The following is a 22465-nucleotide window of genomic DNA, read 5'->3' as shown; positions in this document are numbered from 1 at the left end:
ACATGTGGGCCTTTATCAGGAGGCTTCTGGGGCTCGAAGAGCCCCAACAGGAGCTGTCGGGTGACCTTGAGCTACCTTGGCGCCGACGCTGGCACCAGACCCTGAAGCGCAGCGCCGGCCCAGACTTCACTCGGCAGGACTACCGACTGGCGCGGGAGCGCGCCCGCGAGGTCGCCCGCGTCACTTTGGGTGAGGAACTCTGGCAGCAGCTCGAGAGGCAGGGGTATCTGGACGTACCCTCCAAGCGCTTTCCCGGCGTGACGTACAGGCTAAGGGTTGGCCTGCGTATCGAGGTGATATGCGCCCCGGGGGTGGAGTGCCCTTGGCCGTTCCCCTACCTGTGCATCAACCCTAAGTACCCCCTGCCCGAGCTGGAGTTCTTCGCCCACCTCTACCTCTACGTGCGCGACAGGGAGGACGAGATCATCAGGGTGGCGGCTCCCCAGCCCTGGAACCAGGTGCTCGGCCGCACCTTCTAGGGCCGAGGGAACAATACGTCTCCTGCCTCAAGTCTAATCTGCGGACAAACCTTAGGGGGAAGGAGATGTCGCAGTTACCAGCCTTGGACGCAGTTGGTCCCGGCAGCGTGACTTGGAAGATCCACCGAGAGAGGCTCCTTATCCTAGGATGGGGCAGGGCGGTGCTCATGCAGGTGGCCCATCCCAAGATAGCCGAGGCTGTGTACGCGCACTCGTACTTCAGCCGCAGCGGCCAGGCCTACATCAAGCGGCTGAGGGGCACGATAGGCGCCATGCTCTCCATGACCTTCGACCCGCCAGAGGTGGCCCTGGCCACCATCGAGCACATCAACCAGGTGCACGAGAGGGTGCATGGCGAGATGCCCGGGCACTGCCCCCCCTACGCCCCCCACACGCCCTACAGCGCGCTGGAGCCCGATCTCCTGCTCTGGGTGTACCTCACCCTGCTCGACAGCCACGTCCGCACCTACGAGATGCTCATAGCCCCCCTCACCGGGAGGGAGAAGGACGCCTACGTGCGCGAGAGCAGGCTGGGAGGGGAGCTGCTGCGCATCCCTCCCCAGATGCTGCCCTCCACCTGGGAGGAGGTGCGCGTCGAGGTGGATCGGAGGCTGGAGAGCTCCGAGATCACGGTGTGTGAGCACGCGCGGGAGATAGCGCGCATGCTGGCCCAGCCGCCGCTCGTGCGGCCCGTGCGCTCGCTGTTCGGGCTGTGGAAGGTGATCTCGGTGGGCATGCTGCCCGAGAAGCTGCGGGAGCAGTACGGCTTCGGCTGGGACGTGGGGCAGTCGCTGGCCTACGCCGCGGCCGTCCGGGTCATAAAGACCACCTTGCCACTGTTGCCGGATCGCGCCAGGTACTGGCAGAGGTACCTGCTGGCCATAGAGAGGCTTGGGGCCGAGGCGGCCTAGCGCCTCCCGCAGCCCTCAGACCAGGCCATGCCACCTCCGCCGGTGCGGGGCATCCGGGGGAGGGACCGCTCGTCCGCGCCCCTGTAGAGCAGGACCGTCGACCGATAAACGACCCTCTCGCCTTGGCCGCGGCCGACCGAGTAGGCTGCCGAGCAGGACTCCTGCAGGCCATCGGTGCTGGGGGTGACCATCTGGCCCTCCTGATCCAGGCTCTCGGTCCTGCCGGACAGCAGATCGTACTGCACCTGCCGACCATCGGGAGCGTGCCAGGCGAGCACCCTGTCCCCGATCACCAGCCGATCTGCCAAGCAGCGGTCGCCGCTCGCCCCGCGGGGGCATGTCACCTGGGTGGCCCGGCCCGAGGAGACCGCGTACAGCACGATCCGCCCAGGGGAGTCCAGGGCTCCCGCCCTGACCCAGGCCACCCTGCCCGCTGCCAGGTCCGGATGCCAATCGCGGCCAGAGCCCGATACTATCCTGCCCCTGCGCGCGGCCAGGTCGTACAGGTACACCCTGGCGGTGGCCGAGGGTCTGCCAGCATCCCGGGCCGTGATGAGGGACCACGCCACCAGGCTGCCGTCGATCGCCACCTCGTGCACGTACCTGGGCCAGCGATAGGTGCGCAGCACCTGATCCCGACGCTGGCGAGCTCCACCAGATGGACCTCGCTCGTTGGGGCTGTGGGGTCGCCTCGCACTATCCTGTAGACCAACCTGCCCTCGGACAGATCGAGCTCGGGCAGCGTGGTGGTGGAGTAGCCGGGCACGCGCGAGGAGGCCACCAGCCGGCGCCGACCCGACGCGAGGTCCAGGGCGTAGATCTCCGACCTGTTGGGCTCGGCCCCGGGGTAGGCTCGCGCCAGCACTGGCAGGCCAGAGTACCAACGATAGCGCAGGGGCTGTCCCTCGGCCAACCAGTACTTGGCGTACACCACCCATCGACCGTCCGTCTTCGGGGATAGCACCGGGCCTTGATCCAGGGCATAAGCCCTCCGGCTGCGCAGGTCGTACAGCCGGAGGTGCCCATCTGGCCCCCGCAGCAGGACGTGCGCTCCGGACACGTACTCCACCCTGCCCTTGAGCGACAGCATGAGGTAGTTGCAAGTAGAGCGCCTCACCTGCGCCGGCTGGAGCCCCACGGATGGGAGGCCCTGCGGCGTCACGCCAGGCAGCCTCGCCACATTCACCGGCGGCCTGCCCCCGCAACTCTCCGCCACGGCCGGGCTCCCGCCCAGCGGCAGGAGCAGCAACGCGATCACCAGGAGCGCCCACGCCCTCATTCCCCAACCTCCATGTCATAGGAAATATACAAAAGTAATTCATATTCTACGCACGGCAGGACGCAGTGTCAACATCCCTGGATGGACGATGCCCGCGCCAAGTCCAGATACCTGGTAAGTGGCCATCGTCTCGGCGACGGCGGCACGCACCATCGAGGGAAACCCCACGATCTCGCGTGCGCCTCGATCCCGATGCCGATCGATTCAGCCCCCTGGGCCCTGCGTGCACGGGGCCCATCCTGACGTTAGCTTCATGAGAGATTCTCGGACGTCTGATGACGACACCCATCTAGATGGGTGTCGTCCGACGCAGGCTCGCGGCCCCATGCCCGACAGCGCATGCGATCGCGTGCTGTGCTTGTCAAGCTACTCCAAGCACGTGGGCCTTAGAGACTGAATACGCCTGGCAGGCGAGTGCGGGGTGACACAATACCGACGCGGAGACCAAGCCCTCCTTGAGCGGCCTCGATCGGCAGCTTCAGGGTCTCCCGGCTGCGAACCCATTGTGCGCGGTCACGGCCGGAGCAGTCGCACTGCCCGCCGGTGTTCTTCCTCGCGTGCTTGGTCCCAATCGCCGGTGCAGTAGACGGAGAGCTCGGTGATGCCCTCCTCGCCGATGTCGGCGCGCGCGATCTCGCGGGAGTACCAGTCGCGGCCGCCTGCATGCCAACGCTCCTCGAAATCGAGCACGAAGCCGCTGCTGGTCTCGTCAAAGCGTGAGCGGACGACACGGCCCGGGCCCGGATGCCCCTGGCGGCGGAGCGCGACCACCTCATCCCGCCCTTCGGCCTGGAGCCGCCAGAGCGGCAAGGTGAAGTCACAGAACACGTGTGGGGCGAACAGACCTTCAGGGGGCTCTCCGGTCTCCAGGAAAGCGATGAAATCTCGGGCAAGCTTCCATGCGCGCGAATCGGGGGTTACCGAGCTCACGTCGCCGCCTTGAGGTTGCGAGCGCTGAGCTGGCTGTTTGGATGGCTCTGACATTGCGGACTCCTTTGGCACCGAGCCCTGCCATTACACCTAAAATTAATAGACCCAGAATATTACCCCTGAGACTACTTGTCAAGCATTGATGGTCAATAGAAACGCTCCTCCCGCCCCAGACCCGACCGCGTGGGACTCGCCCGCGCGTAGTGCCACCAACTCCCCCTCCGCAAGCTGCCAGGCGGCCTCCTCCCCCCGCACCGTGACGTCCCCCTCCAGGACGTGGATCGTGATGTCCCCGGGCGCCACGTGGCGGGGGATGACTCCCCCGGGCGACAGCACGACGAGCACCAGCCGCATGCCGCCCTGCCTGTGGATCACCTCCATCACGTAGCCCTTCTCCTCCAGGTCGCGATGGGACCTCAGCGTGCGCGCCTGCTCCCTCAGGTTGAAGCACCTCATAGCTATGCCTCCTTATTCGACTCTACGGTAATCCCCTGACTAGCAGCACGGCCACGGCCAGCACGGCCAGCGCCACGAGACCCATCGCCTGGGCGGCGATCGACGAGAGGCGCCTGTAGCGGGCCGCTCGGGCCACGGCCTCCCCGGAGGCGTCCTTGCGGCGCATCGTCCGTCCCGCGGCCACCAGCAGCAGGTCGTGCGTCAGCGACAGCGCGATCATCGCCCCCACCAGCAGCACCTTAGCCACGAACAGCCTGCCCCAGCTGCTCTCCCAGAGCTCGCCGGTGAGCAGCAGGCGAGGCACGCCCCGCAGGTAGGCTATGGCCAGGCCGGTCGCCACCCCTAGGGCTAGTGCCGCCCACCCCACCACCCGGAACCTGCGCCCAGCGGCGGTGATCACCTCCGTGCGCTGGGACATCCCCCTGGTCGCTGGCATCAGCACCAGGGGGATAAACACCACCCCTCCTATCCACACCACGGCCGCGAGGATGTGCACGAACACCAGCAGCTGGTACACGCAGCCCCCCCTACCGCGTGCGCGTGATCAGCACCCGCCAGAGCTCGGGCCCCTGCTCGAGGTACTCCCAGTCGAACAGCCCCTGCTTCTCGGCCATGAGCTGGTAGTACAGCGGCTTGGGGTCGTGATCCACCATGATCAGCAGCCGCTGCCCGGCAGCCAGGCCGTCGAGCGTCTCGAATATCAGCCTGTGCCTGTCGCGGGGCTCGATCTCCCGCACGTCGATGATCATCTCGGGCGCCAGATCCTTCTCCAGACTCATCTCCATTACCTCCTATGTAACATACTTCTGCCATCTCCCAGCGGGGCCACCCGCCGGAGCGCATGGCTCCCTATCGAGGCCGCGTTGATCAGGAAGCAGTCCACACCCAGCATCATCAGCAGGCCAGGCAGCCACATGGCCGACCAGCCCCCCGCCACGACCACGCTGGCCCCTAGCAACCCCAGGGTCCAGGCGGCCCAGCCCGCCACCCCCAACCTCACGTCGTACATCTCCTCCAGGCGAGGGACCCTGCCGCGGCCGGCGAAGGGCGCGTAGCGGTGGAGCCACACCAGGAAGGTGAGGATCTTGTAGAGGAAGCCCTGGATCGCCGTCTCAGCCATGCCGAAGAGCGCCAGCCACGCCGCCAGCGTCCAGAGCGCGAGGGCGTCCGCGGGCCGGGCGATCCCGTAGAGCAGCGCCGACGCCGCGCCCACCTCGCAGACGGCGGCGGTGAGGGCAAAGGGGATGTGGATGTCGAACCTGCGGCGCCGGCGCCCCCTGTAGAGCCACAGCAGGTGAGCCAGAAACAGCAGCGACCCCATCAGCAGCAGGAGCGCCCCCACACCCCCCACCGGGCGGGACCCCAGCAGGGCCGCCGACGCCACGGCCCAGGTCCCGACCTCCATCAGCACGAGCTCCGCCCACACCAGGCGCGGGACGATGCGGTCCTCCGACAAGGTGAACATGCCCACCAGCCGATAGGCCACGCCCATGAACATCAGGGCCACCCAGCCCGCCAGCATCACCGTGGCGTGGGCCCCGAGCGTCCGCAGGGTCATCGGCCCCAGGAAGCCCTCCCCCTTGTTCAGGGCCAGGATGAGCCCCAGCAGGTAGCCCAGGCCGCAGTTGACCGCCGCCAGCAGGATGTGCCACACCACGCCGTCCCGCCTGCTCGCCCGCAGGAAGGTGCCCACGATCACCCACACGTACGTCAGGACGGCCAGGCCGAGCAGCACGGCACCCGCTGCCAGCAGGGGCTCCTCGATCGTGGCCAGCCCCGTCGCCAGCAGCAGCGCCCCCGGCAGGTAGGTCCAGAACGAGAGCAACGCCGCCCGCTGGGCGGCCAAGGGACGGCCGAGCACCACGGGCACCAGCTGGAAGTTGGCCCCCAGGATCACCGCCCCCACCACCCCCAAGGTGTTGAGGTGGACGAAGGCCAGCACGTCCGGCGAGTAAAAGCCCGAGCCACCCAGCGCCGGCAGGAACGGCAGGAGGCTCCCGCTCAGCACGAGCACGACGATGCCCAGGGCCATGTACCTGCCGGGCAAGCGCAGGGGAGGAGCCTGCGAGGTGGAGATGGGGCCTATCATGCCTCATCACCCGCGGGCTTGTGGATCAGTATCTCCACCTGGCCGGACTCGAGCTCGCGCGTCCTGTGGGGGTAGCCGAGCTCGTCCAGCCTGGGGTAGAGGAACATGGGGCGCCGGTGGTGGTGCACCCGCAGGGTGCTGCCGGGGGGCAGCTCCTCCAGGGCCCGCAGGATCTTCACCATGGGCTCCGGAGGCACCAGCTCGCTCACGTCGATGTTCACCACCGCATCCACCTCGTCCCAGTCGGGCTCCCAGGACCTCTCGAGGGCTGAGGCTCCCGGCCTGCTGGCCCTGTAGAACAGCACCTCCCAGCGGTCCTCGGCCACCTTGCGGGTCCAGTGGTCGAACCCCTTGGGGGCGAGCTCCTCGTACAGCGGCACCGGCTCGAAGTTAGCTATGAGCCTGAAGGCAGCCCCCACCTCTATTCTGGAGGCCAGCTGCATGATGCGGCTGAAGGGCTCCCCTCCCGCCTGCAGTATCGGGCGGACGTCCAGCTCCTCGACCTGCCTCCCCTCCAGCTCCGACACCCAGGGGGGAGGGGGCAAGGCCTGCGCCTTGCCCCCTTCGCCAGGATGGGAGGAGGGCGACCGGGGGAAGTCGCCTGGGGTAAGTCCAGCGGATGCGTTGAGACGACGCACCAGGTCGTCGGGGTCCATGCCTGCTATCCGGGCGGCCTGCTCCACCGTCACCAGGCGGGACTGCACCTTGCGCAGCACGGGGTTGCGCAGCTTCTCAAAGGCGGGGCTCAGCCCCACCAGCACCTCCAGCAGGTCGGGATATCGCCCCAGCACCTGGCTGATCTTCCAGTTCTTGCCTATCAGGTCCATAGCCCCAGCTCCCTCCTGCCGGCCTCGGTGATCCTCTCAGGCGACCAGGGCGGATCCCACACCAGCTCGACCTCCACCTTCTCGGCATCGGGCATGATGTACCTCACAGCCTCGTCCACCGCCGAGCTGATGGAGTCGTGGAGGGGGCAGCCGGGCACCGTGAGCGTCATGCGCACGTGCACCGATCTGCCCTCCACGCGCACGCCATATATCAACCCCAAGTCCACCACGTTGACACCCAGCTCTGGGTCGTACACGAACCTCAGCGCCTCGATCACGTCATCCTCAGACACGGGTAGAGACAGGCTCTCCATGCGATCAGCTCCCCTTCAGCTGGAAGTACTCAGCGTTGATGCGGATGAAGTCCTGCCACTGCTCGGGCACGCTATCCTCCGGGTAGATGGCGCTGACCGGGCACTCGGGCTCACACGCCCCACAGTCTATACACTCATCAGGGTTAATGTAATACTGAGGGGCGTCATCGTCTGTGTAGATGCAGTCCACCGGGCAGACCTCCACGCAGGAGGCATCCTTGACCCCTATGCAGGGGGCGGTGATCACGTAGGGCATCTCCTTTCTCCTTTCTAGCAACCTACCTCTGCATAAGTGTAGCTGGGGGAAGATCAAGCTTCTTTGCTCTAGCGCAAACTACTGGGCAAATTGGGGGAAACCACCCCAAAGGGTGGGGGTGGGCGGCGACCTCGTACGCATGGTCAGGTTCAGAACTATCCCCATAGACGATCAGAACCACCCCTGCGACCGTGTCGGGGAGGGCGCTCCCCAACCTATCCTAAGGACAGAGACCTGGAGAAAGGAGGCGTGAAGCATGATTAACGCCATCAGCAAGAAGACGTGGACTTGGATAAGTATATTGGTGGTGCTAGCCCTGGTGCTCGCAGCCTGCGGAGCCTCCTACGGTACACCTGTGCCGCAGGTCACGGGCTACAACGAGCAGACGGGCGCACCCCCGACGCCAACACCAACGCTAGCACCTTCACCTTCACCTTCGCCATCACCTTCTCCTACACCCACCCAAGCAGCTGGTGCCCAGACGGATCACAACATGCATATGGGTGGGCAGGGCTCAGCTGACCAGAGCGTTGCTGACCTCCAGCGGCTGCCACTGCCCAAGGTGGCGCCTCCGGTCGGCGACCGCCCTCCCAAGCTGGTGAAGGTGTACCTGGAGACCAAAGAGGTCCGAGCGCTTATAGATGATAACGTGCCATACACCTTTTGGACTTTCAACGGCACAGTCCCCGGCCCGATGATCAGGGTGCGGGTGGGCGACACAGTAGAGATAACCCTCAAGAACTCCATGGACAGCAAGATGTACCACAGCATTGACCTGCACGCCGTCAACGGTCCTGGTGGCGGCTCAACGGTCACCCAGGTAGGTCCCGGTCAGACCGCGGTGTTCAGGTTCAAGGCTCTCAACCCAGGGGTGTACATCTACCACTGCGCGACGCCTCCGGTCCCTGAGCACATAGCCAACGGCATGTACGGGCTGGTCGTCGTGGAGCCTGCTGGTGGGCTGCCGAAGGTCGACAGGGAGTTCTACGTGATGCAGGGCGACTTCTACGTCGACAACGGTCAGTTCTCGCTCCAGAAGATGCTCGATGAGAATCCCACCTACGTGGTATTCAATGGCTCAGTAGGTTCGCTGCAAGGCTCTAGGGCCCTGCAGGCCAAGGTGGGCGACAGAGTAAGGATCTTCTTCGGGGTCGGTGGCCCCAACCTGGCGTCCAGCTTCCACGTGATAGGTGAGATATTTGATCGGGTCGCCCCAGAGGGTGCAACTACCTGGGAGAAAAACGTAGGAGTTACCCTGGTGCCCGCTGGCGGCACGGCGATGGTCGAGTTCAGGTTGAACGAGCCTGGCGACTACACACTGGTCGACCACAGCATCGGCAGGACGATGAAGGGGGCTGTCGGCACGCTCCACGTCGAGGGCAAGAGCAACCCGTCGATCTACAGATCCATCAAGAACCCCAACCCAGCCATGACGGGTGGGCACGGAGGTAGTCAGGGCTCGTATGGGAGCGAGCAGAGCGCAAGTTCACAAAAAAGCGTTGCTAGCATCACAGTGAGGGCCTCAGAGTTCAAGTTTGAGCCCTCGACGATCAAGGTGCAAGCAGGCAAGACCACCAGGGTGACGTTCATCAATAATGGCGTGGTCGAGCACGACCTGGAGGTGAAGGGACTAAAGGCCGACGAGGTCAAGGTTCTGGGACAGAGCTCCGGCCTATCCCAGCAGCTGGCCTCCCAGATGCAGCAGAAGACCTCAGAAGGTGTGGTCTACGTGGCGGCAGCTCCCAAGCAGCAAACCACGATAGAGTTCAAGGCCTCCCAAGAGGGCACCTACCAGGTAGCCTGCACGGTACCGGGCCACGAACAAGCTGGCATGCACGGCGAGCTGGTGGTCTCCAAGTAGATCGAACGGACGGGGCTGGGAGCTATCCCAGCCCCGTCCCCATAGGAGGTGTAAGATGTTGCCCCCGCGACAAGCAGTTGGCCAGCCCGCACAACCCCAGAGGCAGGACTGCCCACTCCAGAGAGAGTGGGACAGGTATCTCCTGAGGGTGGACACTCGCAACCACCTGCGGGCCCTCAGGATGGAGCAGGGCCCCGCCGCCAAGCGCGATGGGAGGCCCCTCTGGTACAGGGATCGTCCCACGAGCTATCATAGGGGGTGATGCGCGCCCCTGATGGGACCGACCAGCAAGAGCTCATATGTGTCGGCCTGATGTCCGGCACGTCGGTGGATGGGGTGGACGTCGCGGTGGTAGCGATAGCGGGAGCCCCACCGAGCCTCCGCGTCCGCCTCCTGCACTTCGAGACCCTGCCCTACGACGAGGAGATCCGCCAGAAGATCTTCCGCCTCTTCGAGCCCGCGGCGACCATCCCGGAGCTCGCCGACCTGCACTTCGTGCTGGGGCACGCCTTCGCCGACGCGGTGCTCACCGTCCTCGGGCGGGCAGGTATAGAGCCGTCCCAGGTAGCGTTCATCAGCTCCCACGGCCAGACAGTGTACCACCACCCAGAGCCCACCCCGATCGGCCATTACCGAGTTACCTCTACCTTCCAGATAGGCGAGCCAGCTGTGATCGCCGAGAGGACAGGCATAACGGTCATATCCGACTTCCGTCCACGCGACATGGCGGCGGGAGGGCAGGGAGCGCCCCTTGTGCCCTTCGTGGACCTGCTGCTCTTCTCCCATCCCCACAAGGGCAGGATCGCCGCCAACATCGGGGGCATCGCCAACCTCACGGTCCTGCCGGCTGGCTGCTCCCCCGAGCAGGTGGTGGCCTTCGACACGGGCCCCGGCAACATGCTCATCGACGGGCTGGTGCGGCGGATGACCGGCGGCAGGCTGGCGTACGACCGCGACGGCCAGATAGCCCGCTCCGGCAGAGTGCACGAGGAGCTGCTGGCCAAGTGGCTGGACCACACCTACCTGTCGCAGCCCCCTCCCAAGTCGACCGGCAGGGAGACCTTCGGCGAGCAGTGCGCCCAGCAGTGGTGGGAGGAGGGCCAGCGGCTGGACATCCCCCCAGAGGACCTGGTGGCCACGGCCACCGAGTTCACCGTCCGCAGCTTCACGCGGGCGATCAGGGAGTTCGTGCTGCCAAAGCACCCCATCGCAGAGGTGATCGTGGGAGGTGGAGGGGTACACAACCCGGTGATCATGGAGGGGATAGCGCGAGCGCTGCCCTACCAGAGGGTGATGCTCCAGGAGGCCACAGGCATCCCCAGCGACGCCAAGGAGGCGGTGGCGTTTGCCGTGCTAGGCTACGAGACCCTGCACCTGCGACCCAACAACCTCCCCTCCGCCACAGGAGCACGCCACAGCGTCATCCTAGGCAAGCTCACCCCGGGCCAGCCCAGGGGCTAGCACCGCGGGAGAGCGCCGAGGCCTTTGTATTACTCCGAGCTGAAGTCGAACTTACCTCTGAGCGTCCTGGAGTTCTCGCTTAGCACCTGCCTGACGTCCTCCGGGATGCCCTCCGGCGCATCCACATCCACGTGCAGGGTTATCTTGACGTCAGCGCCTACCAGCGCCGCCACGTGCTGTATGACCTCCTGAAACACCGTCATGGATTGTTTGGAGAAGCTGTCGGGCTCCAGGGAGAACTCCCCGAAGTACCTGCGGTACCTGGGCTTAGTCTGCACGCTCTCCCTGACCGGCAGGGTGGGCTCGCCCTCGTGCTCGTCGTAGATCGGGCGCTGCCGCTCATCCTGAGAGAGGGGTGTTTCCCCGACACTAGCTGCCGGCTCAACCGCCCTCTCTGCGTCCAGCTGGCGTTTGGCCACCTCAGGCTTGACCAGCAGACCACTTGGTAAGGGGCTGACGTTGGCATTGACGGTCAACCCCTCGTACCTGTTGCGCTGTGCATCGTAGCCCTCGGCGTAGGCGAAGGTCTCCTCCCAGTTAGCCCTATTCACCCCAAGCCTGATAGCATCCAGCAGGACGTCGTCGTTCCTGACCTTCGGTAGGTAGAGGTAGCGGGCGTAGTAATCGAGCAGGTCCCGCACCGAGAGGTGATCCCCCTGCCACAGGGGGATCTTATCCAGATCCTTGCGCAGCACGGTAGGCGCCATCTGGTCCAGCAGGATACCTTCCCTCTGGAGGTGGTTGCTTGCCGCTTCCGCGAGCGTGGCGTTCCTGCTGATCCTGGCTTCCCGCAACTGATACTTGTTTCTATCCTCCTGGGAATGCTCGGGGATCAGCAGCCAGCAGTAAGCCTCGGGTATCTTGTGCTCGATCTCCTTCTCCAGGTCCTCTTTCCTCTTCGCAGCTTGCCTCATCCCGTACTGGTCCAGGTTCAGGGACTCGGCCTCGTCGACTATGGACCTCCATGCCAGGTACTGCCTCACGCTGCCCTTCAGGGATTCCAGGCCGTTCTTATCCGCGGCCAAGAACACCAAGGTGTTACGATTCATGCGCGGCTGCTGACCACGGTATTCCAGGAACTCCCGCGCCCTCGCCATAGCTTCGCTCTGGTCGTCGTTGCGCGAGTGAACGTATCGAGGGGGCAGGATCACCAGCTTGGCGTCGTGGGTATCCGGCACGTCGGCGGAGGAGCTGGGGCATACGTGCACGGACACGAACAGCCCCCTGCCACCACGCTGCCTCTCGAGCCTGCGCTCTATCTCGTACAGCACGTCCTCGTCGCTCTGCTGGCTGGCGCGATCCCTCGCTATCTTGGAGACGGTGGGGCTGGTTCCATACCAGTACCGGCCCGCATCGTAGAACAGGTAGCTGGATTCCTCCTGCAGCCTGTTGAGCGCGTCGCCGAAGACCGCCACCCTCTCCCCCGGGAAAGCGCACCCCAGCCTGATGCGCACGGGATCGATACCCCTGTTGTTGGGCCTGGTGTAGGTTGGCGCAGAGCCCATGAAGATGGTGCGCGACACCCGCCTGCAGGCCGAGTAGCGCCCGAAGGTGGGATTGGCCAGGTCCAGTCTAACTGGCACCGACCCCGGGCCGTCTATATCCTGATCTATGATCGACTGCCAGTTGCTCTCCAGGTACCTGGTCAGCTCGGACCTTACGGCTTGTTCGTCAAGCGGGATGTTGGCGGGCATGATCAACGGGCTGCGATCGTTCTTCGCCCATAGATGGTGTACCACGGCAGACATCAGGCGCAGCACGCCTCGAGTCCGTTGGAAGTCCTCCAAGGCTGCCCAGTCGTCGTACAGGCGCTCGAACAGCTCGGGATGGATGGGGTACGCCCGCTTTATCCTGTCCTCGTAGGCGGCCTCAGAGCACTCAGAGGGGAAGTCCTGTCTGTTATCGCGATAGTACTTCACGAAAGCCTTAGCAACGGCGTCCCTCCTCCTGAGCAGGTTGGACTCGGTAATGGGCTTGAAGAGCCGCCGGCGCACTATCTCAAAGCTCTCCTCCATGTCTGCGGGGCGCCAGGTGGCCTCCACACGGCCGAACGTCCGCTGCAGCCTTTCCAGCGCCTGCTGCCCACCCTCGCCACCGACCTCCACCTGCGAGGCCGGCAGGGTGGCCACCAGCAGCGTGCGCTCCGAAGCTCTCACCGCCTCGGTCAGGGATTGCACGAACGACAGGTTGGAATCAAACGATCCCGCGGGCATGCCGCTGACGCCATAGAGCGTCCTCAGGAAAGTCACCCACTCATCGATCAGGATCAGGCAGGGCTGGGCCCGGCTGAACAGCTCCTTCAGGCGATCGGAGCCTGGGTTCACGCCAGCGCTGTCGGCGTTGGCTACGAGCTCGTAGCCCTCCCTCCCGAGCAGCTGCCAGGCCAGCTCTCCCCACATGGTCCTCACCACCGTACCGTCAGGCTTGCGCGTGCTGTCCGCGGGGGAGAGCGCGTAGCCCACCAGCACCGCCCTGCGCACTCGAGGTATCTGAGATATCCCCAGATCCTGCACTATGGACTCTACCCCGGGCAGCTCCAGAGGGCTCGCACCCGAGAACAGGTGGTACAGGGCTATCATGGAGTGGGTCTTGCCACCTCCGAAGTTCGTCTGCAGCTGCACCACGGGATCCCCACCGATGCCGCTCAGCCTCCTGAGAGCATTCCCCAGCAGCCTGCGCAGTCCCTCGGTGATATACGTCCTCTCGAAGAAGAGCTGCGGGTCCCCGTACTCGGCCGAAGCCTCACCCTTATAAACCTGGTTCAGGTCAGCTGCGAACTCCGACTGCAGGTACACACCCTGAGCCACATCATCGTGCGGGGCCACGACCTCCCTCCACGGTGGAAGGCTGGTGTCCAGATCGGCCCCTATCGCCCCTGAAGCTATCCGCCTGGCCTCGCTGTGAGCCTGCTGTTCGTAGCGCATGCGCAGGATCTCCTGCTTCTGCCTGTCCAACTCCTCAGCTTCGGGAGAAGCTATAGCTGTGAGCAGCCTGTGAGCGGTGTCGAGCGCCCGGTAGGCGTCGTCCAGCGTAAAGGCCTTCTGGTGGGCCCAGTTGTTCCTGACTCCCCGGAGCTCTCCCACTAGGCCGCGCTCTGCGGGCCCGAGCTGCTGAGAGAAGACATCGCTCCACAGCTCCCACATCAGCTTGAGCTGAGCCTGCACGTCCCAGTTGACGCCTCCCGTCCAGTCCTCCCGCAGGACCTCCTTAGCCTTGAACTCCCAGTTCTTGCCGAACCGAGATCGCATCTCGCGCTCGATGTAGGGCTGCAGCGCCCGCTGCACTATCTGCAAAGCCCTGCCTACACGCTCATGGTTGCTCGCCGCCATAGCCAGAATCCTTTCCACACCATCGTGATCACGCACATAAACAGAGATATCGATATATTACAACAGAGTACTTAATTTATCACGTCCAGTGGCAGAGCTACCTCGAGCAGCTTCCGGGGAAGTTCTGCCTGCACCTGATGCCTCCCAAGAAGGCTTCCATAATCGGATTGATCCAAGCTCCATCATTGTATGCGAAAGTATACGAAACGGCATGCAAAGTGAGCGTCGGGCAAAAGCCACCAGCCCTTGCCCGACGCTGTCTGCTGGACTTACTAACTATTTAGGTGTGCAGGCCCTGCCAGGCCCCGCAGATGAGGCCCTCTCACCCCGAAGGCTTGGCTGACCGCACGCGTTGCGGCGGCGCTAGAGCAGGCTGCTCTGCTGTGTGCCGCTCCCCGCGCGGGCGACGATCTGGGGCCAGCTCACCACCAGGCTGTTGTACGCCAGCGCCTCCTCCGTCCACCCCTTGCGCTCACACAACGTGTACAACCTGTACGCCAGATCCCTTATCACGTCCCCACTAACCCCCGCACTCTCCAACTCCCTCAGCAACCTCCCAGCACCCTCTTCTCCCTTCTCCTCCAACCTCTCTATCATCCTCTGCACCCCCTCCCACACCGTCAGCCTCCGATCCCTGCCTGCCTCCCAGCCCTTGGCCAACTCATCCCTCCTCAACAACCTCACCTTCCCTCGCAACGCCCTCACTATCCCAGCCTCCTCCATCCCCTCCACACTCGTGTTCTTCGCCCTCGCCAACACCTCTGCCTCCCCGTACGCCCGCTCCTCATACCCATACGCCTCGTACCACGCCACGGCCCACCTAGTGTCCCCATCGTACTCCCACTCCTGCTCGTTGAGCACCTCGTCCAACACCCCGTTGATGATCCGCAACGCCTCCCTCACACTCATCCTGCTCCCATCGGCCTCCAACACCTGTGAGTACCGGGAAAACACCGCCATCCCCGGCCCTATCGCTGCCTGCGCCAGGTCCACCGGCGCTATGTTCCCCCGCTGCAGCTCCCTCAGCCTGCCGGGCAGCTCCCGCCTGAGTGCCCCCAGAAACTCCCTCCTGGTGGCCTCAGGAGCATCACTTGCCCTGCCCCTGCACACCAGCACCACCGACGATGCCAGGGCGTTGGTGTTGAGCGCTACTGGTCTATTTGATAGCTCTGTTCGCATAGGCCAGGTGCCTGTGATCTGCAAGCCAGCATCTATGGCCGCGGTGAGCATCGCCTCCCACCCCCTGGACGCCCGCAGCAGCACCCCATCCTCAGCCCCGTCAGATTCAGACTGCTTGTAGGCGTAGTAGATGGTCACGGGGTAGTCGGGATGAGCCTTCTCACGTATGTTCTCAAAGGTCTTCCTCATCCCATCCTCGAAGAACTCCCTCGCCTTGTCTTTGTCACCCCCGAACCTGTAGGGGGTGGCCACCAGCTCCCCTTCTTTGGGGACCAGCACCGTCCGAAAGAGGGAGGGGTAGATGTCCCCCACACTCCTCCTCAGCCAGATGTAGAAGAAGTCGGATAGATCCGCGTACCCTATGTTGTCATAGTATGGGGGGTCGGTGGACACGATCGGTAGGGGGACGCCATTAATCGACTCCGTAGCATCGAGTTGTAAAGCTCTTCCAGGTTCTGACGCTGGTAGGTGTTCAAGAGCCTTGCAAACCCATTCCACACACGCCATCCAGTTGCCCGTGGAGTTACTGAAAATGCCGCACTCGGCGTAATCCCAGACCATCGGAATCGCCTGTCTGCTGAAGGTGTTACGCACTATCTCACGACTTGAGTGCCAACTACATAGTGAAGACCAATAATCTGCAGCCTTATCCACCGCAAACGCCAGATAGGTAGCGATCGCCTCGGCGTATGCCCGGGCACCCCTGCCCCCTTCCTCCAGACCGCGCCGGTCGTTCTCCATGCCCGCAGCCAGGGCATCCTCCCACACTCGCTCCCTTGCCTCCCGCACTAGATCGCTAAACGTCGTCAATGCCACCAGCTGCCGAGACGTAAAGAGATCGCTGTGCTTGGTCATACCATACAACTGCACCCTAAAACCAAGAGCCTGCCTAGGCAATTCTGTATCTGGCTTCCATTGGGGCTGGCTCTTCATGGCGGCCTCGATGTGCTCCGTCGTCGGTGGCAGGTACACCCTGCCGCGGCGACCTTCGGCGACTATCGCCATCAGCTCCTGCCCCATCCTGCCGGCCTTGCCCTCGTCCCTTATATAGTCAAAGGATACAGGCGATCCGCAGACGATGCACCGCGCACCCTGGCGGTTGATAACCGTCCCCTCCGGAGGCGTGCCCCTGCCAGAGCGCACGTGGTACCTAATCACACCATCCCTACAACCCGCACTCAGGCGATCAGAAAGCACCTCCGGCTCAACCCATACCTCTTTACCCTTCTTAGCAGAAAGCACAAAAGAGCGGACCAAGGGCATCTGGGCGCCACAGGCGGGGTTGGGACATCGCACCGTCCTCGCCCAAAGCCACGCTATGACCCTCCCCTCTCCACCACCGTGCTCCCGCGGCAACTCCACCCGCGGATACAAATGCCCTATCCGCCTCTCCGCCTCATCCCTCATCCACCGCCCATAGTACCTCACGTCCTCCGCCATCCCCCTGACCCCTCGCCACCCCACACTCATCCCTCCTCTCCTTGCATCGGGATTGACGGGCGCCAAACCTGCAAACCTCCCAGGCAGCTCGATCAACGCCTTCGTGATCAGTACAGCTACTGGGTTGATGTCGCTCCCCTGTGCCCCCAAACCCAGCCTCTGCGCCTCCAACGGTATGGACCCACCACCACAGAAGGGATCCACTACCACCAACTTGGCTCCTCCCGTAGACTCCTTTATTTTCTGCCTGGCCCTGGCCAGCACCCGCTCGTTGTTGGAGTTCTCCCATTTAACAAGCTCCCCTATCAGCGCAAACAGCTCCTCCCTGGCCCTCTCCTGCTCCTCGACCGTGGGATACATCTCGGGATGGGCGGAGGGATCGTCGACCAAGGATGCAAACAACACCGCCCTGCAAGTAGCCAGGGGCCGTCTCGCCCACCAATAATGCATCGTAGAGGGATGCCCATGCCGAATGGACTTCTCCCGGCTCGACTCCTTATTTATCACGTCTAGTGGCAGAGCTACCTCGATCAGCTTCCGGGGACGATCCTCCTGCACTCGATGCCTCCATAGATAGAGTTAGTTGCAAAATTTATCATTATACACTAGATGGCACAAATGCCGAAAACCCGCCCCGGGTAAAAGATATTTTAGGAACTCAGGAGGGGTCCATGGACCTGGCCAGCAGGTCGGCCAGGCTGTAGTTCACGCTGGTGACCCCGAAGTCCAGTTCTTTCTGGAAGGGACTGCGCAGGTACCTGACCTTCGGCTCTCCCTCGCCCACCTGGACGATCGCCAGGATGTAGTCCTCGGGCTTGTTGAGGCAGGTGAGGATCTCGTTCTTCGTGACGGTGATGGTGTCGGCACCGAGCTTGCGGCCCTTGACCTCGATGAACCTCAGCTTACCCGACCCTTCCGCGCGCGACTCTATGTCGTAACCTACCTTCCGGGAGCTGACGTCGACCGGGTGGTACCCCAGCCGCCTCTCGACCTCCATTACGGCCTCCATGGCGATGCGCTCGGTCTCCTCGCCACGACCATCGGGAGAGACCTCCACCTCCTGGCCCCTGGCCGCCAGCAGGCCGGCAGGCAGCACAAGAGCCGCGCCCACCAACTTGGGAGGCAGAGGAGATATCTTCATCTCGTCCTCCAGCTCCTTCGTGCGTCGCCTGAGCCTCTCCCTTAGCTCATCGGCGCGCTGCCGGGCCCTCTCCGAGTTCAGGTTGGGGTTGCCGCGACCTTGCTTCTCCTGGGCCTCCAGCTCGCTCGCCCTCATATCCCAGTAGTTGATCTCGCTCAGCAGCCTCTTCCTGACCTCCTGCATGGTCTTCTTGACCAGCTCCTGTTTATAGCTCCTGACCTCCTCAAGGTGCTGCCTGGAGAGCTTACCCACGACGTAGTCGAGCACCATGGCCTGCATCTCCCCCGACCGGAGCCACTCCCTATCAAGGAGATCGCTCACTACCGGCTTCTCATCATCCCGCAGCGGCCGGTAATCAAGGTAGGGGGCGTAGCCCGCATGCCTGATGTTCCCGGCCTCGTCCACCTCAACGAAATGAAGCCTGCGAGAGATCACCATCTTGCCGCCGGACCTGTCCGTGCGCTGATCCTGCAGGGCATCCTCCAGGTAGAACAGCATCCGCGGCTCCAACCCCTGGTCCAGGGGATCCACCAGCACGGCGCCCTGGGTCAGGAGGCGGCGATAGCCCTCGAGGAAGATCTCGATGACCGTGTCCAGCAGGGGATGTCCCGGACACACGAACTCGGCCGGAGGGGCTCCAGGAACGTTGATCAGCTGCTTGTCGAACGTTATGCGCTCGTAGCTCCTGGCTATATGCCGGCGCTTGCCAGCAAGCGAAGGGTGGTCGCGTATCCTCTGGGGGACGTAAGGTATCCTGTAACGTCCGGGCTCGCGTTCCATTATGCTGCCGCCCAACTCCTGGTAGGCGCTTACGAAGAAGCTACCTATGAAGTGGGGCTGCAGTCGACGTGCCTCAGCCCTCTCCATATCCTGGCGTATCCTGCGCACCTGCGAGATGTCCATGGAGTCGTGCACGAGCGCGTACTGCTCGATGAGCGCCCGCAGGTGCTCCACGTCCATGGCGGTGTCTATCACCCTGTGCAGCCGCTGCCTTACTTCTGGTCTGTCGCCGTAGCGGATCGCCTCCACCAGGATATCGCGCAGCGGCCGGTTGTTGAACACCAGGCTGCCGAGGACGTCAAACACCTTCCCACCCAGAGCCTTGGATTGCTGATCCAGCTTCGTGAGCAGCGTGAGATAGACCTCCCCCTCGCGGGTGCCCTTGGCCACCAGGTTCCACATGTGGCAGACTTCGGTTTGACCGATCCTGTGTATCCTGCCGAACCTCTGCTCGAGGCGGTTGGGGTTCCACGGCAGGTCGTAGTTGACCAGCAGGTTCGCCCGCTGCAGGTTTATGCCCTCGCCGGCCGCATCGGTGGCCACCAGGACGTGGACGTCGGGGTTATGCACGAACTCTTCCTGGCACCTCATCCGATCCTCCCTGCTCATGCCACCGTGGATTGCAACCACGGCCTCGTCGTTCCCCAGCAGGTTGGATATGCGCTTCCGCAGATACCTGAGGGTGTCCAGGTGCTCGGTGAACACTATGATCTTGCGCCTGGTACCATCCGGATTCAACATGTGGGGCGACTGCAGCAGGTTGGAGAGCTCGTTCCACTTCCGGTCGTTGCCGCTGCGCACGAGATCGAGCGCCATGCCCTCCAGGTCTCGGAGCTTCTCGATCTCGGCCTCGAGCTCGGCGATGGTCTTGGCAGAGGATGCCCTGTCCACGACCTGGTTCTCGAACTCTATCTGCTCCTCCTCGGGCGCTTCCTCCAGGTCGTCCAGATCCTCCTGGGCGATATCCTCCAGCAGATCGATTATCGGGGAGCTGCCGGACCGTTGTACCTCCTGCAGCCTCTTCTGGAGCCTCTCCCTGCGGCGTCGCAGGGACTGGTAGATGGCCTCCGGAGAGGACGCCAGGCGGCGCTGGAGCAAAGTCAGGGCAAAGCCGACGGCGTACTTCTTGTTCCCCTCGAGCTGATCCGCCCTGTTGAACTCCTCCCTGACGTAATCGGTCACCGCCAGGTAGAGGTCCATCTCCTCGGGAGACAGGTCGTACTCGACGGTGTAGGAGCGGCGCTCGGGGAACAGCGGGGTGCCGTCGAACTTCAGCAGGTCCTCCTTGAGCATGCGGCGCATGAGGTCGGACACATCGCTGCTGTGGGCCTGCTTGCGGTACCTGCCCTCGAAACGATCCGGGTCCAGAAGGGCCATGAAGAGCTGGAAGTCCTCATCCTTGCCGTTGTGGGGAGTGGCGGTCATGAGCAGGAAGTGTCGGGTGATGCTGGACAGGAGCTTGCCCAGGTGATACCGCTTGGTATAGTGCACCTCGCCACCGGCGTACGTGGCCGACATCTTGTGGGCCTCATCCACCACAATGATGTCCCAGTCGGTCTGCCGCAGCTTGGCCAGGATGCGGTCGTTGCGGGCCATATGGTCCATCCTGCTGATGACGAAGTTCTTTTCCTCGTAGGGGTTACCGCTGAGGGAGGACTCGAAGTCGCTGCGGGTGATGATCTCAAAGGGCATGTGGAACCGCCTGTACATCTCGTCCTGCCACTGCTCGGACAGGCTGCCTGGACAGCATATGAGGCACCTCTGCACGTCCCCGCGAGCTACCAGCTCCTTTATCAGGAGGCCGGCCATGATGGTCTTGCCCGCACCCGGATCGTCCGCCAGCAGGAACCGCAGGGGCTGGCGCCGCAGCATGATATCGTACACGGCAGTGATCTGGTGCGGCAGAGGCTCCACCAGGGAGGTGTGCACCGCGAGCACGGGATCGAACAGATAGGCCAGCTTGATGCGCAGCGCCTCCGAGACCAGCCGGAAGAGGGAGCCGTCGGCATCGAACTTGAATCCCTCCACCTCGGACACGATCTCCAGCTCGTCTTCCATGTCCCGGTATATGATCTCCTGCCCCAGGTTGCCGTCCCTCTCGTAGAGCACCTCCAGGGCGTCGCTCCCGCGCCAGTCGGCGGCCCTGATGGTAACGACCTCGCCGTTGGAGAGTAGTCCTTTGACCCTGACTCCCTTGGTTATCTCCTCTAGTCTGGCCAACCCCACGCTCCCAGGATAGATATATGTGAAGGCATTATAAAATAAAGTGTAGGGCAAGGGGAGATGTCCAGGGCTCGTTATGAAACACCAAGGGGGACACAAGCCCCCCTTGGTCTAGCCCATGTGGGTGGTGTGCTCGGGCTGCACGACGATGATCACACGCTCGTCGCCCGGCTGGTGCCAGGGGTACTCGTCGACGCCCAGGTACTTCTTGGCCATGGAGTTGATGAACTTGCGGTCCGGATCCTCGTCGATGCGAATCACCCTGCCGCGGATCTCGAGGTACCTGTAGGGGTTCTCGGGGTCGACTATCGAGAGGGCGATGCGGGGATCCCGCAGTAGGTTGCGGTACTTCTGGCGAGCCTTCGTCTGGCTGAAGAGGATGTGCTCGCCGTCCCAACCAAACCAGACGGGGTTCACCTGAGGCTCCCCCTTGGGACCGATAGTGGCCACGTGTGCCAGAGCCTTGCTCTCCAGCAGGTCCTTGTGGCTCTCGGGGATAACAGACTTCTGGGCCTGAACAGACATAGAAACCTCCTTGTTGTGTTAGGTTTTGCACCTATATGCTAATACCAGTTTAGCAGCTAATTTATTCCCACCTGCAAGGGGGATTGATTTAGGTTCACAGCTGTATTAGAATCCGGTATAGACCTCTATATCTATATACCGATATCTGGAGCGGGAAGCATGCAGGCACAGACCAAGACGCTGAAGTTGAGCTCGCTGGATAAGGACAGTCCCGTCCCCCTCTACTACCAGCTCGCCGAGCTCATCCGCGAGAGCATCCTGGCAGGGAACCTGCGCCCCGGCGACAGGCTGCCCGGGGAGCGCGAGATGAGCGAGCAGGCGGGTATCAGCCGCATGACCGCCAGGCAGGCCCTGAGCTACCTCGTGCGCGAGGGCCTGGTCACCGTGCGGCCCGGCGTGGGGACGTTCGTGGCCGAGCCCAAGCGCACGCATCCGGTGCTGCACCTGCTGGGCTTCACCGAAGAGGTCCTGCGCCAGGGGGGCAGGGCGCACTCCCGCGTGCTGGAGCAGAGGGTGATCGACGCCCCTCCCTACGTGGCGGCGATGCTCGGGATGAGCGATGGCGAGGCCGTGATCAAGGTGACGAGGCTGCGGTACGCCAACGACGACCCCATCCTGCTGGAGACCACGTACGTGCCCCAGGCCTTGTGCCCGGGGCTGGAGGACTACGATCTGAGCAACAGCTCGATCTACGGGCTGATGGAGTCACGCTACGGCCTCACCATCGCTGGCGCCCACCAGACCATAGAGGCCTCGGTGGCCAATGAGTACGAGCTCGAGCAGTTCGGCCTGGCGCGCCCCATAGGGGTGATAGTGATGGAGGGGGTAACCTATTCTGAGGACGGCAAGGCCGTGGAGTACTCCAAGGCCATCTACCGAGGCGACAGGGTGAAGTTCGAGCTGCAGAGCGAGCGTGCCCGTCCTGCCTCGGACAAGACGACCGCCGTGGTAAGCCTGTTGGTCGAGTAATCATTCTTCTAAGGAG

At 63.5% G+C, this 22465-nt stretch carries 20 protein-coding genes; 6 read left to right on the top strand and 14 right to left on the bottom strand.

The window, feature by feature from the left end:
• Nucleotides 1–2 precede the first annotated feature (2 nt).
• Complete coding sequence (locus TTER_RS10970; protein ID WP_012876093.1) at nt 3–479, top strand: hypothetical protein; 477 nt, start codon at nt 3–5, stop codon at nt 477–479.
• 65 nt (nt 480–544) lie between these two features.
• Nucleotides 545–1390 (top strand): oxygenase MpaB family protein, encoded by an 846-nt coding sequence (locus tag TTER_RS10965; RefSeq protein ID WP_012876092.1) that lies wholly within the window; start codon nt 545–547, stop codon nt 1388–1390.
• Here TTER_RS10965 and TTER_RS10960 read toward each other — a convergent pair.
• The 10 genes from TTER_RS10960 to TTER_RS10915 form a co-directional block, all read right to left on the bottom strand.
• Nucleotides 1387–1902: a hypothetical protein gene (locus TTER_RS10960; protein ID WP_012876091.1), complete on the bottom strand. Its 516-nt coding sequence runs from the start codon at nt 1900–1902 to the stop codon at nt 1387–1389. The genes TTER_RS10965 and TTER_RS10960 overlap by 4 nt on opposite strands.
• A complete protein-coding gene (locus TTER_RS10955) occupies nt 1863–2669 on the bottom strand; it encodes a hypothetical protein (RefSeq protein WP_012876090.1) in 807 nt (268 codons plus the stop codon). The genes TTER_RS10960 and TTER_RS10955 overlap by 40 nt, the downstream gene beginning before the upstream one ends.
• A 513-nt stretch (nt 2670–3182) precedes the next feature.
• Complete coding sequence (locus TTER_RS10950; RefSeq protein ID WP_012876089.1) at nt 3183–3653, bottom strand: hypothetical protein; 471 nt, start codon at nt 3651–3653, stop codon at nt 3183–3185.
• A 78-nt stretch (nt 3654–3731) separates the two neighbouring features.
• Nucleotides 3732–4055, bottom strand: coding sequence for a cupin domain-containing protein (locus TTER_RS10945; RefSeq protein WP_012876088.1), 324 nt, complete (start codon nt 4053–4055; stop codon nt 3732–3734).
• 22 nt (nt 4056–4077) lie between these two features.
• Nucleotides 4078–4572, bottom strand: a complete 495-nt coding sequence (locus tag TTER_RS10940; protein ID WP_012876087.1) for a CopD family protein — start codon at nt 4570–4572, stop codon at nt 4078–4080.
• Between the two features lie 10 nt (nt 4573–4582).
• Nucleotides 4583–4834, bottom strand: a complete 252-nt coding sequence (locus TTER_RS10935; protein WP_012876086.1) for a DUF2249 domain-containing protein — start codon at nt 4832–4834, stop codon at nt 4583–4585.
• A gap of 5 nt (nt 4835–4839) precedes the next feature.
• Complete coding sequence (locus TTER_RS15640; RefSeq protein WP_148211997.1) at nt 4840–6087, bottom strand: hypothetical protein; 1248 nt, start codon at nt 6085–6087, stop codon at nt 4840–4842.
• 53 nt (nt 6088–6140) lie between these two features.
• On the bottom strand, nt 6141–6971 hold the full coding sequence (locus TTER_RS10925) for a DUF2249 domain-containing protein (RefSeq protein WP_012876084.1): 831 nt from the start codon (nt 6969–6971) through the stop codon (nt 6141–6143).
• Nucleotides 6962–7285 (bottom strand): metal-sulfur cluster assembly factor, encoded by a 324-nt coding sequence (locus TTER_RS10920; RefSeq protein WP_012876083.1) that lies wholly within the window; start codon nt 7283–7285, stop codon nt 6962–6964. Before TTER_RS10920 ends, TTER_RS10925 begins: the two co-directional genes overlap by 10 nt.
• 4 nt (nt 7286–7289) lie before the next feature.
• Nucleotides 7290–7541 carry a 4Fe-4S dicluster domain-containing protein gene (locus tag TTER_RS10915; RefSeq protein ID WP_012876082.1) on the bottom strand — a complete coding sequence of 84 codons (252 nt, stop codon included), beginning with the start codon at nt 7539–7541 and terminating at the stop codon, nt 7290–7292.
• 256 nt (nt 7542–7797) lie between these two features.
• Between TTER_RS10915 and nirK the strand changes: the two genes are divergently transcribed.
• Genes nirK through TTER_RS10900 form a run of 3 tightly spaced genes read left to right on the top strand, consistent with a single transcriptional unit; the run spans nt 7798 to nt 10863 of the window.
• Nucleotides 7798–9402 carry a copper-containing nitrite reductase gene (gene nirK / locus TTER_RS14950; protein WP_012876081.1) on the top strand — a complete coding sequence of 535 codons (1605 nt, stop codon included), beginning with the start codon at nt 7798–7800 and terminating at the stop codon, nt 9400–9402.
• Between the two features lie 55 nt (nt 9403–9457).
• A complete protein-coding gene (locus tag TTER_RS10905; RefSeq protein ID WP_012876080.1) occupies nt 9458–9664 on the top strand; it encodes a hypothetical protein in 207 nt (68 codons plus the stop codon).
• Nucleotides 9664–10863, top strand: a complete 1200-nt coding sequence (locus TTER_RS10900; protein WP_012876079.1) for an anhydro-N-acetylmuramic acid kinase — start codon at nt 9664–9666, stop codon at nt 10861–10863. The genes TTER_RS10905 and TTER_RS10900 overlap by 1 nt, the downstream gene beginning before the upstream one ends.
• 29 nt (nt 10864–10892) lie before the next feature.
• On the opposite strand, the gene TTER_RS10895 is transcribed toward TTER_RS10900, so the two are convergent.
• From TTER_RS10895 to TTER_RS10880, 4 genes are all read right to left on the bottom strand, one after another.
• Nucleotides 10893–14192 carry a Swt1 family HEPN domain-containing protein gene (locus tag TTER_RS10895; RefSeq protein ID WP_012876078.1) on the bottom strand — a complete coding sequence of 1100 codons (3300 nt, stop codon included), beginning with the start codon at nt 14190–14192 and terminating at the stop codon, nt 10893–10895.
• A gap of 363 nt (nt 14193–14555) precedes the next feature.
• Nucleotides 14556–17369, bottom strand: a complete 2814-nt coding sequence (locus TTER_RS10890) for a DUF1156 domain-containing protein (RefSeq protein ID WP_012876077.1) — start codon at nt 17367–17369, stop codon at nt 14556–14558.
• Between the two features lie 100 nt (nt 17370–17469).
• A complete protein-coding gene (locus TTER_RS10885; protein WP_012876076.1) occupies nt 17470–20952 on the bottom strand; it encodes a helicase-related protein in 3483 nt (1160 codons plus the stop codon).
• Between the two features lie 114 nt (nt 20953–21066).
• Nucleotides 21067–21480 (bottom strand): PPOX class F420-dependent oxidoreductase, encoded by a 414-nt coding sequence (locus TTER_RS10880; RefSeq protein ID WP_012876075.1) that lies wholly within the window; start codon nt 21478–21480, stop codon nt 21067–21069.
• A gap of 159 nt (nt 21481–21639) precedes the next feature.
• Here TTER_RS10880 and TTER_RS10875 point away from each other — a divergent pair, with 159 nt between their 5' ends.
• On the top strand, nt 21640–22449 hold the full coding sequence (locus TTER_RS10875; RefSeq protein ID WP_049823062.1) for a GntR family transcriptional regulator: 810 nt from the start codon (nt 21640–21642) through the stop codon (nt 22447–22449).
• Nucleotides 22450–22465 lie beyond the last annotated feature (16 nt).

The organism is Thermobaculum terrenum ATCC BAA-798 (assembly GCF_000025005.1).
GTDB classification, from domain to species: domain Bacteria; phylum Chloroflexota; class Chloroflexia; order Thermobaculales; family Thermobaculaceae; genus Thermobaculum; species Thermobaculum terrenum.
Note: the sequence above shows the minus strand (reverse complement) of the source record. Positions and strands in the feature narration are given on the sequence as shown.

Coding starts and splice junctions, on each gene's coding strand:
- TTER_RS10970 (WP_012876093.1), top strand. CDS start 3: ATGTGGGCCTTTATCAGGAGGCTTCTGGGGCTCGAAGAGCCCCAACAG.
- TTER_RS10965 (WP_012876092.1), top strand. CDS start 545: ATGTCGCAGTTACCAGCCTTGGACGCAGTTGGTCCCGGCAGCGTGACT.
- TTER_RS10955 (WP_012876090.1), bottom strand. CDS start 2,669: ATGAGGGCGTGGGCGCTCCTGGTGATCGCGTTGCTGCTCCTGCCGCTG.
- TTER_RS10950 (WP_012876089.1), bottom strand. CDS start 3,653: ATGTCAGAGCCATCCAAACAGCCAGCTCAGCGCTCGCAACCTCAAGGC.
- TTER_RS10945 (WP_012876088.1), bottom strand. CDS start 4,055: ATGAGGTGCTTCAACCTGAGGGAGCAGGCGCGCACGCTGAGGTCCCAT.
- TTER_RS10935 (WP_012876086.1), bottom strand. CDS start 4,834: ATGAGTCTGGAGAAGGATCTGGCGCCCGAGATGATCATCGACGTGCGG.
- TTER_RS15640 (WP_148211997.1), bottom strand. CDS start 6,087: ATGGCCCTGGGCATCGTCGTGCTCGTGCTGAGCGGGAGCCTCCTGCCG.
- TTER_RS10925 (WP_012876084.1), bottom strand. CDS start 6,971: ATGGACCTGATAGGCAAGAACTGGAAGATCAGCCAGGTGCTGGGGCGA.
- TTER_RS10920 (WP_012876083.1), bottom strand. CDS start 7,285: ATGGAGAGCCTGTCTCTACCCGTGTCTGAGGATGACGTGATCGAGGCG.
- TTER_RS10915 (WP_012876082.1), bottom strand. CDS start 7,541: ATGCCCTACGTGATCACCGCCCCCTGCATAGGGGTCAAGGATGCCTCC.
- nirK (WP_012876081.1), top strand. CDS start 7,798: ATGATTAACGCCATCAGCAAGAAGACGTGGACTTGGATAAGTATATTG.
- TTER_RS10905 (WP_012876080.1), top strand. CDS start 9,458: ATGTTGCCCCCGCGACAAGCAGTTGGCCAGCCCGCACAACCCCAGAGG.
- TTER_RS10900 (WP_012876079.1), top strand. CDS start 9,664: ATGCGCGCCCCTGATGGGACCGACCAGCAAGAGCTCATATGTGTCGGC.
- TTER_RS10895 (WP_012876078.1), bottom strand. CDS start 14,192: ATGGCGGCGAGCAACCATGAGCGTGTAGGCAGGGCTTTGCAGATAGTG.
- TTER_RS10880 (WP_012876075.1), bottom strand. CDS start 21,480: ATGTCTGTTCAGGCCCAGAAGTCTGTTATCCCCGAGAGCCACAAGGAC.
- TTER_RS10875 (WP_049823062.1), top strand. CDS start 21,640: ATGCAGGCACAGACCAAGACGCTGAAGTTGAGCTCGCTGGATAAGGAC.